General features: G+C 44.2%; 9 protein-coding genes. 8 read left to right on the forward strand and 1 reads right to left on the reverse strand.

All coding sequences use genetic code 11. The features are described 5' to 3' along the window. Positions 1-10: 10 nt before the first annotated feature. Complete coding sequence (gene alaS, locus GMD6S_RS01215) at positions 11-2,629, forward strand: alanine--tRNA ligase (RefSeq protein ID WP_000811712.1); 2,619 nt, start codon at positions 11-13, stop codon at positions 2,627-2,629. Between the two features lie 81 nt (positions 2,630-2,710). On the opposite strand, the gene GMD6S_RS01220 is transcribed toward alaS, so the two are convergent. Then, positions 2,711-4,165, reverse strand: a complete 1,455-nt coding sequence (locus GMD6S_RS01220; protein ID WP_001181086.1) for an alpha-amylase — start codon at positions 4,163-4,165, stop codon at positions 2,711-2,713. A gap of 272 nt (positions 4,166-4,437) precedes the next feature. On the opposite strand from GMD6S_RS01220, the gene GMD6S_RS01225 reads away from it, so the two are divergent. From GMD6S_RS01225 to GMD6S_RS01255, 7 genes are read left to right on the forward strand one after another with little or no spacing between them, the layout of a single operon-like run. Then, entirely contained in the window at positions 4,438-5,601 is a 1,164-nt protein-coding gene (locus tag GMD6S_RS01225; RefSeq protein ID WP_001079986.1) for a class I SAM-dependent rRNA methyltransferase, read from the forward strand. Further along, entirely contained in the window at positions 5,598-6,275 is a 678-nt protein-coding gene (gene aroD, locus GMD6S_RS01230) for a type I 3-dehydroquinate dehydratase (protein ID WP_000767747.1), read from the forward strand. The genes GMD6S_RS01225 and aroD overlap by 4 nt, the downstream gene beginning before the upstream one ends. Next, positions 6,265-7,119, forward strand: a complete 855-nt coding sequence (locus tag GMD6S_RS01235) for a shikimate dehydrogenase (RefSeq protein ID WP_000762517.1) — start codon at positions 6,265-6,267, stop codon at positions 7,117-7,119. Before aroD ends, GMD6S_RS01235 begins: the two co-directional genes overlap by 11 nt. 18 nt (positions 7,120-7,137) lie before the next feature. Further along, positions 7,138-8,205 (forward strand): 3-dehydroquinate synthase, encoded by a 1,068-nt coding sequence (aroB, locus tag GMD6S_RS01240; RefSeq protein ID WP_000702146.1) that lies wholly within the window; start codon positions 7,138-7,140, stop codon positions 8,203-8,205. A 9-nt stretch (positions 8,206-8,214) separates the two neighbouring features. Further along, on the forward strand, positions 8,215-9,381 hold the full coding sequence (gene aroC / locus GMD6S_RS01245; protein WP_001269883.1) for a chorismate synthase: 1,167 nt from the start codon (positions 8,215-8,217) through the stop codon (positions 9,379-9,381). A 9-nt stretch (positions 9,382-9,390) separates the two neighbouring features. Beyond that, positions 9,391-10,494, forward strand: coding sequence for a prephenate dehydrogenase (locus tag GMD6S_RS01250; RefSeq protein ID WP_001140469.1), 1,104 nt, complete (start codon positions 9,391-9,393; stop codon positions 10,492-10,494). A 10-nt stretch (positions 10,495-10,504) separates the two neighbouring features. Next, complete coding sequence (locus tag GMD6S_RS01255; RefSeq protein WP_000065972.1) at positions 10,505-10,843, forward strand: YlbF/YmcA family competence regulator; 339 nt, start codon at positions 10,505-10,507, stop codon at positions 10,841-10,843. Positions 10,844-10,899: the final 56 nt, after the last annotated feature.

Genomic DNA, 10,899 nt, shown 5'->3' on the forward strand with positions numbered 1-10,899 from the left:
AGGAGATATTATGAAACAACTATCTAGTGCTCAAGTACGCCAAATGTGGCTAGATTTCTGGGCAAGCAAAGGTCACTCTGTAGAACCATCAGTCAGCTTGGTTCCTGTAAATGACCCAACTCTTTTGTGGATTAACTCTGGGGTAGCAACCCTTAAGAAATACTTTGACGGAACCATTATCCCTGAAAATCCACGTATTACCAATGCGCAAAAAGCTATCCGTACTAACGATATTGAAAATGTAGGGAAAACTGCGCGTCACCATACCATGTTTGAAATGTTGGGGAACTTCTCAATCGGAGATTACTTCCGTGACGAAGCCATCACATGGGCTTATGAGCTTTTGACAAGCCCAGAATGGTTTGATTTTCCAGCTGAAAAACTCTACATGACCTACTATCCAGATGATAAAGATTCTTACAACCGCTGGATTGAAGTAGGAGTGGACCCAAGCCACTTGATCCCAATCGAAGACAACTTCTGGGAAATCGGTGCGGGACCTTCTGGACCTGATACAGAAATCTTCTTTGACCGTGGAGAAGCCTTTGACCCAGAAAATATTGGTCTTCGCCTGCTTGCAGAGGATATCGAAAACGACCGTTACATCGAAATCTGGAACATCGTTTTGTCACAATTCAACGCTGATCCAGCTGTTCCTCGTAGTGAGTACAAGGAATTGCCACACAAGAATATTGATACGGGTGCTGGTTTGGAGCGTTTGGTGGCAGTTATCCAAGGGGCTAAGACAAACTTTGAAACAGACCTCTTCATGCCAATCATCCGTGAAGTTGAGAAATTGTCTGGTAAGGTTTATGACCAAGATGGCGACAACATGAGCTTCAAGGTCATTGCTGACCATATCCGTTCTCTTTCATTTGCCATCGGTGATGGTGCCCTTCCTGGAAATGAAGGTCGTGGTTATGTCCTTCGCCGTCTCCTCCGTCGCGCGTCTATGCACGGTCAAAAATTGGGTATCAACGAGCCTTTCCTTTACAAACTCGTTCCAACTGTTGGAAAAATCATGGAAAGCTACTACCCAGAAGTGCTTGAAAAATGTGACTTTATCGAGAAAATCGTGAAGAGCGAGGAAGAGTCATTTGCCCGTACTCTTCACTCAGGTCAACATTTTGCCCAAGGTATCGTAGCAGACCTGAAAGCCAAAGGTCAAAACGTTATCGCGGGGCAAGATGTCTTCAAACTCTACGATACATATGGATTCCCAGTTGAATTGACTGAAGAAATCGCTGAAGAAGCTGGTATGACTGTGGACCGTGAAGGTTTTGAAGCAGCCATGAAAGAACAGCAAGAACGCGCGCGTGCGTCAGCTGTTAAGGGTGGTTCAATGGGTATGCAAAATGAAACCCTTCAAAACATCACTGTAGAAAGTGTCTTCAACTACAATGCTAGCCAATTGTCTTCTAAGTTGGTGGCTATCGTGGCTGACAATGCAGAAGTAGAAGCTGTTTCTGAAGGAACTGCCTCTCTTATCTTTGCGGAAACTCCATTCTATGCTGAAATGGGTGGACAAGTAGCTGACCACGGTCAAATCTTGGACGCTGCTGGAAATGTCGTGGCTACTGTGATAGATGTTCAAAAAGCACCAAATGGCCAAGCTCTTCATACTGTTGAAGTTCTTGCTCCTCTTGCTTTGAACCAAGAATACACCTTGGCTATCGATACCAACCGTCGTCATCGTGTTATGAAAAACCACACTGCGACTCACTTGCTCCATGCGGCTCTTCACAATATCCTTGGCCACCATGCGACACAAGCAGGATCTCTGAACGAAGTAGAATTTCTTCGCTTTGACTTTACTCACTTCCAAGCTGTGACTCCTGAAGAGTTGCGCGCCATTGAACAGCAAGTCAATGAGAAGATTTGGGAAGCCATCGCAGTGGAAACTGTTGAGACAGATATTGACACGGCTAAAGAAATGGGAGCTATGGCCCTCTTTGGTGAGAAATATGGTAAAGAAGTCCGCGTTGTGACCATCGGTGACTACTCTATTGAGCTTTGTGGTGGTACCCACGTTGGCAACACTTCTGAAATTGGCCTCTTCAAGATTGTCAAAGAAGAAGGGATTGGTTCAGGAACTCGTCGTATCTTGGCAGTGACTGGTAAAGAAGCCTTTGAAGCCTACCGTGAACAAGAAGACGCTCTTAAAGCTGTTGCATCAACTCTTAAAGCACCTCAACTCAAGGAAGTACCTCACAAGGTTGAAGGCCTTCAAGAGCAACTCCGTCAATTGCAAAAAGAAAATGCAGAATTGAAGGAAAAAGCAGCAGCTGCAGCGGCAGGTGATGTCTTTAAGGATGTGAAGGAAGTCAACGGACACCGTTACATTGCAAGCCAAGTTTCTGTATCAGATGCAAGTGCCCTTCGTACCTTTGCGGATAACTGGAAACAAAAAGACTACTCTGATGTGCTTGTCCTAGTTGCCGCTATTGGTTACAAGGTCAATGTCCTCGTAGCAAGCAAGACTAAAGATGTACACGCAGGAAACTTGGTTAAAGAATTGGCTCCAATCGTCGATGGACGTGGTGGTGGTAAACCAGACATGGCTATGGCAGGAGGAAGCAACCAAGCTAAGATTCAGGACTTGCTGGATGCCGTAGCAGGTAAATTGTAAGACAATAAAGATCTATCCATTAGGGTAGGTCTTTTCTGCATACATAAAAAAGCCAAATCCTAGTGGACTTGGCTTAGTTTTTTAGATCGTATTAACTGCCCAGACACTGACTGAACCCGCTGCTACTGGAAATTCTCCATAACCTTCAGCATTGATAGTGACTTGTGCTGGATGATTTTCAAGGAGGTCAACAAAGGTTTGGTCAGCCCATTCTTGCCCGACAAACATAGACTTGCTGTTTTCTTGGTCGTTTGAGATAAGGACTGCAAGCGGTGATTGATGTTCAGCGCCTGAACGAACCCATCCGATGCAGTTGATATCGTCAAAGTAGTCTGTTTGCTCTCCATAGGCCAAATCTTTTCGGATGGCTAGGAGACGGTCAAGAACTTCTCTGAAATCTTGTTGAGCAAATTGCCCTGAAATGCCATAATAATCTCCGTAAAAGATACATGGAAGCCCATCTTGACGTAATAGAATAAGGGCATAGGCTGCTGGTTTAAACCATTCTTCAACAGTCGATTCGAGGGCCTGTCCTCGTTGGGTATCGTGGTTGTCTACAAAGGTCACAGCCTTATCGGGTTTTAGTTCAACCAAGCTATCTGTGAAAATGTTACGAAGGTCGTAACTTGCTCCAGCATGGCTAGCTTCAAAGAGGTTCTGGTGGAGGCGAACATCGACAAGGTCAAAACGTTCTTCTATTTTCTCGAGATAGTCTAGATTGGCTTCCTTGTCTGGGTTCCAAAATTCCCCAAAAACATAGAAATCTTGACCGTATTTTTCCTTCATATCACGAATGAAATTGCCCATAAAGAAGGAGTCGATGTGCTTAACGGCATCCAAACGGAAACCAGCTACACCAGTCGTTTCCATGAACCAGTCAGCCCAGTCATAGATGTTTTGGATGACTTCAGGGTGCTTAAAGTCTAGGTCGGCATACATGAGGTAGTCGTAGTTACCGTTTTCGTTATCGACCAATTCCTCGTTGGCCCAACCTTTATTGTCTCCTTGGATCAGGTAAATACCAGACTTACGGCGTTTGGCATCGTAGTCTGTACCTGTAAAGTGGTACCAGTGCCAGTGGAAGTCATTGTAGGTATCTTGGCGACCATCGAAAGTAAAGTGAGTCCAGCCATTGATAGTAAAGGGCTCGCTTAATTGAACGGTACGGTCCTCAGGGTCCACTTCAATAACCTGAAAGGCTTCCATAAGATCGGCAGCAGCCTTGTGATTGAGCACCACATCGGCCATAGGTTGAATTCCCTGCGCCTTTAGGGCTTGAATGGCTTGAAGATAATCTTCTTTAAACCCATACTTGGTACGGACAGTCCCTTTTTGGTGAAATTCACCTAGGTCAAAAAGATCGTAAACACCATAGCCGACATCTTTTTCGTTGGTTGCCTTGAAGGCAGGTGGCATCCAGACATGGCTGATGCCAAGGTTTGCTAGGTGCTCTGCGTCATTTGTCAGTCGCGTCCAGTGTTGGCCGTCGTGAGGCAAATACCATTCAAAGTATTGCATAAGTGTCTGATTTTGCATTGTTTTTCCTCTTGCTTATCAATGTTGTGTTTTATTCTACCATAAAGTTTAGAACTAGGCAAACGTTTGCGCAAGATTCTATACTCATTTCTGTTTTTGTCTATTTTTAGCGAATAGAATCTCTCTTTCCATTATAAGGGAAAGGATGTTTTGGTGGAAAAGTAAATGGCATATACTTATTTTAACAAAAATGACACTCAGTAAACTAAAGTACATATGGTTAAACGGTTTCTTTTTTGAGAATTGTCACAAAATTTGCTATAATAGTAGCTATGAATAGAATTAGGGTCAGCAGACGTGTTGAAAAAAAGCTAGCTAAGGGTCTAGTTCTTTTGGAAGCAAGTGATTTAACAGATATTGAACTGACGGATCAGGCAGTAGAAGTTCTTAGTCAAGACGGGAAGTTTTTAGGGAGCGCCTATCTTTCTCAACAGAATAAAGGAATCGGTTGGTTCATCAGCAAGGAAAAGGTTGGTTTCAATCAAGCCTTTTTTGAAATCCTGTTTCGTAAGGCCAAGGAAGCTAGAAAGCCTTATTATCAAGATGACTTGACCACTGCCTTTCGCCTTTTTAACCAAGAGGGGGATGGTTTTGGTGGTCTGACTGTTGATCTCTATGGAGATTATGCTGTCTTTTCTTGGTACAATTCCTTTGTTTACCAGATTCGTGTGCTGATCATAAATGCTTTTAAGGAAGTTTTCCCTGAGGTCTTGGGGGCTTATGAAAAGATTCGTTTTAAAGGTCTAGACTACGAGTCTGCCTATGTTTATGGTGAGGAAGCGCCAGATTACTTTACTGTTCTTGAGAATGGCGTGCTCTATCAAGTCTTTATGAATGATGGCTTGATGACAGGGATTTTCCTAGACCAGCATGAGGTTCGTGGGAGTCTGGTTGACGGTCTAGCCATGGGCAAATCCTTGCTCAATATGTTCTCCTATACGGCTGCCTTTTCAGTTGCTGCAGCTATGGGAGGCGCGAGTGAGACGACTTCTGTCGACTTGGCCAAACGGTCTAGAGAGCTGTCAGAAGCCCATTTTCATGCAAATGGACTTAGCACGGACAATCATCGTTTTATCGTTATGGATGTCTTTGAGTACTTCAAGTATGCCAAGCGAAAAGGCTTGACCTATGATGTGCTTGTTCTTGATCCACCAAGCTTTGCCCGCAATAAAAAACAAACATTCTCTGTAGCTAAGGACTATCACAAGTTGATTTCCCAGAGTCTAGAGATTTTAAATCCGGGAGGCATTATCATTGCCAGTACCAATGCTGCCAATGTTTCCCGCCAGAAATTTACAGAACAAATTGATAAAGGTTTTGCAGGAAGAAGGTATCAGGTCTTGAACCAATATGGTCTTCCAGCAGACTTTGCCTATAATAAAAAAGATGAAAGCAGTAATTACCTCAAGGTGATTAGTATGAAGGTTAGTAGATGAAATTGATCGTTTCAGTGATGCCAAGAAGTATAGAAGAAGCGCAAGAACTGGATGCAACTAGGTATGAAGATGCCGATATCATTGAGTGGCGTGCGGACTTTCTTGCAAAGGACGCTATTTTACAGGTAGCACCTGCTATCTTTGAAAAATTTGCAGGACGCGAACTGGTCTTTACCCTTCGGACTCGCGCTGAGGGAGGAGAAATCGAACTTTCCTCAGAAGAGTATGTTCAAATCATCAAGGAAGTTACTCAACTCTATCAACCGGATTATGTAGATTTTGAGTATTTCAGCTACAAGGATGTTTTTGAGGAAATGTTGGATTTTCCAAATCTTGTTTTGAGTTACCATAATTTCCAGGAGACACCTGAAAACATGATGGAAATTTTGTCTGAGTTGACCAGTCTCTCTCCCAAAGTGGTCAAGGTATCAGTTATGGCCCATACGGAGCAGGATGTTTTAGACCTGATGAACTACACTCGAGGATTTAAGACACTCAACCCTGAGCAAGAGTACGTGACCATTTCCATGGGGAAAATGGGCAAGGTATCCCGTATTACTTCAGATGTGACGGGTTCAAGTTGGTCATTTGCTAGTCTGGATGAAGCGAGTGCCCCAGGTCAGATTTCTCTATCAAACATGAAAAAAATCAGGGAGATTTTGGATGAAGCTTGATGGCTACACACGTATGGCGGCTGTCGTTGCCAATCCCATTAAACACTCTATTTCACCCTTTATCCACAATAGTGCTTTTGAGGCGACAGCTACAAATGGTGTTTATGTGGCATGGGAAATTGAAGCGAGTGATCTGGCAGAAACAGTCACTAATATTCGCCGTTACCAGATGTTTGGGATTAATCTTTCTATGCCATACAAGGAGCAAGTGATTCCCTTTTTGGATGAATTGAGTGATGAAGCTCGTTTGATTGGGGCGGTCAATACTGTTGTCAATCATAATGGCACTTTAATTGGATATAATACAGATGGCAAGGGATTTTTTAAGAGCTTGCCTTCTTTTACAATTTCAGGTAAAAAAATGGCCATACTAGGAGCAGGTGGTGCGGCCAAGTCCATTTTGGCACAGGCTATTTTGGATGGTGTCAGTCAGGTTTCAGTCTTTGTTCGTTCAGTTTCCATGGAAAAAACAAGACCTTACCTGACCAAGTTACAGGAGCAGACAGGCTTTAAAGTGGACTTGTATGCTTTAGAAGATCTTTCTGACCTGCAAGAAAAGATTGCCAAGTCGGACCTGCTCGTCAATGCGACAAGTGTGGGAATGGACGGTCAGTCATCCCCAGTTCCTGAAAGCATAGTCTTACCAGAAACTCTATTGGTGGCAGATATTATTTACCAACCCTTTGAGACGCCATTTTTGAAATGGGCTAGAAGTCAGGGCAATCCAGCTGTCAATGGTCTAGGAATGTTGCTCTATCAAGCTGCTGAAGCTTTTCAACTGTGGACAGGTAAAGAAATGCCGACAGGCGAGATTTGGCAGTCCTTAACAGAAAAATATAAATAGTGAAAAGGAGACCCTACTATGAAAATCAGAATCGATATTCCGCATCATCCTTATGATATTCAGATTGAAAAAGGTTGTCTGGCTCAGGCTGGTCAATGGTTGCGAGAACTCTGGCAACCTCAAAAAGTGGTTATCGTAACTGATAACCATGTAGCCTCTCTCTATGCAGAGAGGGTCAAACTCAGCCTAGAAGATGCTGGTTTTCAGGTGGCCGTTTTTGACTTTTTAGAAGGCGAAGAACGAAAGAATTTAACCACTGTTCAGAAGGTCTATGAATTTCTAGTCAAGCAGGGTTTAACTCGTAGCGATGGGATCGTGGCTCTTGGTGGTGGTGTCGTTGGGGACCTAGCTGGTTTTGTAGCCTCTACCTATATGCGGGGCATTCACTTTGTTCAGATTCCGACTAGTTTGACAGCCCAGGTTGATTCGTCTATTGGTGGAAAGACGGGTGTCAATACTCCTTTTGCTAAAAATATGGTGGGAACTTTTGCCCAACCAGATGGGGTTCTGATTGACCCGCTTGTCCTAGAAACGCTTGGAAAAAGAGAGCTGATTGAGGGGATGGGCGAGGTTATCAAGTACGGCTTGATTGAGGATCCAGAACTGTGGGCTCTCTTGATGGAGCTAGATGGTTCTGTAGAGAGCATTTTGGAACATGCAGAGACTTTGATTGAACATTCTTGTCAGGTTAAGCGCAAGATGGTGGTCGAAGATGAGTTGGATAACGGTGTTCGTCTTTACCTCAATTTTGGGCACACTATTGGTCATGCTATTGAAGCAACTGCCGGTTATGGCAAGGTCATGCATGGAGAAGCTGTGGCTATGGGCATGGTTCAGATTTCCAAGGTTGCTGAGGGAAAAGGCCTCATGCCAGAAGGAATAACCCAGTCCATTACAGAGATGTGCCAGAAATTTGGCTTGCCTGTTGATTATGAAAACTGGGATGTTGACAAACTTTATCAAGCTTTGACTCATGATAAAAAAGCGCGTGGAAACACCTTGAAATTGGTCTTAGTTCCAGAGCTTGGTTCAGCGACCATTCACCCAGTTTCTCTGGAAGAGATGAAAGACTACTTGGTAAAATAAGGAGAACGTATGAGATATTTAACTGCAGGAGAATCACACGGCCCCCGTTTGACGGCTATTATTGAAGGAATTCCAGCTGGACTTCCTTTGACAGCAGAGGATATTAATGGAGACCTTAAACGCCGTCAGGGTGGCTACGGTCGTGGTGGCCGTATGAAGATTGAGAGTGACCAGGTTGTCTTTACTTCGGGCGTTCGTCACGGGAAGACGACAGGGGCACCTATTACCATGGATGTCATCAATAAGGACCACCAAAAATGGCTGGATATCATGTCTGCTGAGGACATTGAAGACCGCCTTAAAAGCAAGAGAAAAATTACCCATCCTCGCCCAGGTCATGCCGATTTAGTTGGGGGCATTAAGTACCGTTTTGATGATTTGCGAAATTCCTTGGAGAGGTCATCTGCCCGTGAAACCACCATGCGAGTGGCTGTTGGGGCAGTAGCCAAACGACTTTTGGCTGAGCTAAATATGGAGATTGCCAACCATGTCGTGGTCTTTGGTGGCAAGGAAATCGATGTACCTGAAAATCTGACAGTGGCTGAGATTAAGGAACGAGCTGCCCAGTCTGAAGTTTCTATTGTCAACCAAGAGCGGGAACAGGAAATCAAGGACTATATTGACCAAATCAAACGTGACGGTGATACCATCGGTGGGGTTGTAGAGACAGTCGTCGGAGGCGTTCCAGTTGGCCTTGGCTCCTATGTCCAATGGGACAGAAAATTGGATGCGCGATTGGCCCAAGCAGTTGTTTCTATCAATGCCTTTAAAGGGGTGGAATTTGGTCTTGGATTTGAAGCTGGTTACCGCAAAGGCAGCCAAGTTATGGATGAAATTCTCTGGTCTAAAGAAGACGGCTATACTCGTCGTACCAATAATCTAGGTGGTTTTGAAGGTGGTATGACCAATGGGCAACCAATTGTTGTTCGTGGAGTTATGAAACCCATTCCCACTCTTTACAAACCACTTATGAGTGTGGATATCGAAACCCACGAACCTTACAAGGCAACCGTGGAGAGAAGTGATCCGACCGCTCTGCCAGCAGCTGGGGTAGTCATGGAAGCTGTTGTAGCAACGGTTCTGGCGCAAGAAATCCTTGAAAAATTTTCATCGGACAACCTAGAGGAATTAAAAGAAGCGGTAACCAAACACCGTGAGTATACAAAGAACTATTAAGGAGTTCCTATGGCAAAAACCATCTATATCGCAGGTCTCGGTTTGATTGGTGCCTCGATGGCGCTTGGTATCAAACGCGATCATCCTGATTATGAAATTCTAGGTTATAATCGCAGTCAGGCTTCTAGAGATATTGCCTTGGAGCGGGGGATGATTGACCGTGCGACGGATGATTTTGCTAGTTTCGCTCCTCTAGCAGATGTTATCATTCTGACCTTGCCAATCAAACAGACCATTGCTTTTATTAAGGAGCTGGCAAACTTAGACTTGAAGGAAGGCATCATTATCTCAGATGCAGGCTCAACCAAGTCAGCCATTGTAGATGTGGCGGAGCAGTATTTGGTTGGCAAGCCTGTCCGCTTTGTCGGGGCCCATCCCATGGCTGGTAGCCACAAGACAGGAGCTGCCTCTGCCGATGTTAATCTCTTTGAAAATGCCTACTATATCTTTACTCCATCTAGTTTGACTAGTTCAGACACGCTTGAGGAAATGAAGGACCTACTTTCAGGTCTCCATGCTCGTTTCATTGAAATTGATGCCAAGGAGCACGATCGAGTAACTTCACAGATTAGCCATTTTCCCCATATCTTGGCATCAGGTCTCATGGAGCAGACAGCAGTTTATGCTCAAGAACATGAGATGGCAAGACGCTTTGCGGCGGGTGGTTTTCGAGATATGACTCGGATTGCGGAAAGCGAGCCAGGTATGTGGACTTCCATTCTCTTGTCCAATCGTGAGACTATTCTAGATCGAATTGCGGATTTCAAGGAGCGCTTGGAAGCGATTGGTCAGGCCATCAGCAGGGGAGATGAAGAGCAAATCTGGAACTTTTTCAACCAAGCGCGTGCGCAACGACAAGCTATGGAAATCCATAAGCGTGGTGGTGTGGATAGCTCTTACGACCTCTATGTCGACGTTCCCGATGAAGAAGATGTCATCTTGCGGATTTTGGAATTGCTACGTGGAACTTCCTTGGTTAACATCCACATCAACGAGGAAAACCGTGAGGATGTTCACGGGATTCTCCAAATTTCCTTTAAAAATACTCAAGATTTGGAACGAGCTGAGCGCTTAATTACAGAAAATACGGACTACACAGTCGTCATCAAATAAGGAGAAAATCATGTCAAATATTTACGATAGTGCAAATGAACTTAGTCGCGGGTTACGCGAATTACCAGAATACAAGGCAGTTAAGGCGGCAAAAGATGCCATCCAAGCTGATGAACAAGCTAGCAAGATTTTTGCAGACTACCTCGCTTTCCAGCAAGAAATCCAAGTCATGGCGCAAACGGGACAAATGCCAGACGCCTCTTTCCAAGAAAAGATGCAGTCTTTCAGCAAACAAATCCAAGAGAACGCTCTTTTGTCAGATTTCTTTGCCAAACAGCAACAATTATCTATTTACCTTTCAGACATTGAAAAAATTATCTTTGAACCTGTTTCAGAATTATTGAAATAGTATTTTATCTGTATAAAAGCCAGAAATTTCAGGAATTTCTGGCCTTTTTGTGATAA

It is taken from the genome of Streptococcus sp. GMD6S (assembly GCF_000297015.1).

Excerpts from the sequence above, each read along its gene's own strand:
- alaS (WP_000811712.1), top strand. The coding sequence starts at position 11 with ATGAAACAACTATCTAGTGCTCAAGTACGCCAAATGTGGCTAGATTTC.
- GMD6S_RS01220 (WP_001181086.1), bottom strand. The coding sequence starts at position 4,165 with ATGCAAAATCAGACACTTATGCAATACTTTGAATGGTATTTGCCTCAC.
- GMD6S_RS01225 (WP_001079986.1), top strand. The coding sequence starts at position 4,438 with ATGAATAGAATTAGGGTCAGCAGACGTGTTGAAAAAAAGCTAGCTAAG.
- aroD (WP_000767747.1), top strand. The coding sequence starts at position 5,598 with ATGAAATTGATCGTTTCAGTGATGCCAAGAAGTATAGAAGAAGCGCAA.
- GMD6S_RS01235 (WP_000762517.1), top strand. The coding sequence starts at position 6,265 with ATGAAGCTTGATGGCTACACACGTATGGCGGCTGTCGTTGCCAATCCC.
- aroB (WP_000702146.1), top strand. The coding sequence starts at position 7,138 with ATGAAAATCAGAATCGATATTCCGCATCATCCTTATGATATTCAGATT.
- aroC (WP_001269883.1), top strand. The coding sequence starts at position 8,215 with ATGAGATATTTAACTGCAGGAGAATCACACGGCCCCCGTTTGACGGCT.
- GMD6S_RS01250 (WP_001140469.1), top strand. The coding sequence starts at position 9,391 with ATGGCAAAAACCATCTATATCGCAGGTCTCGGTTTGATTGGTGCCTCG.
- GMD6S_RS01255 (WP_000065972.1), top strand. The coding sequence starts at position 10,505 with ATGTCAAATATTTACGATAGTGCAAATGAACTTAGTCGCGGGTTACGC.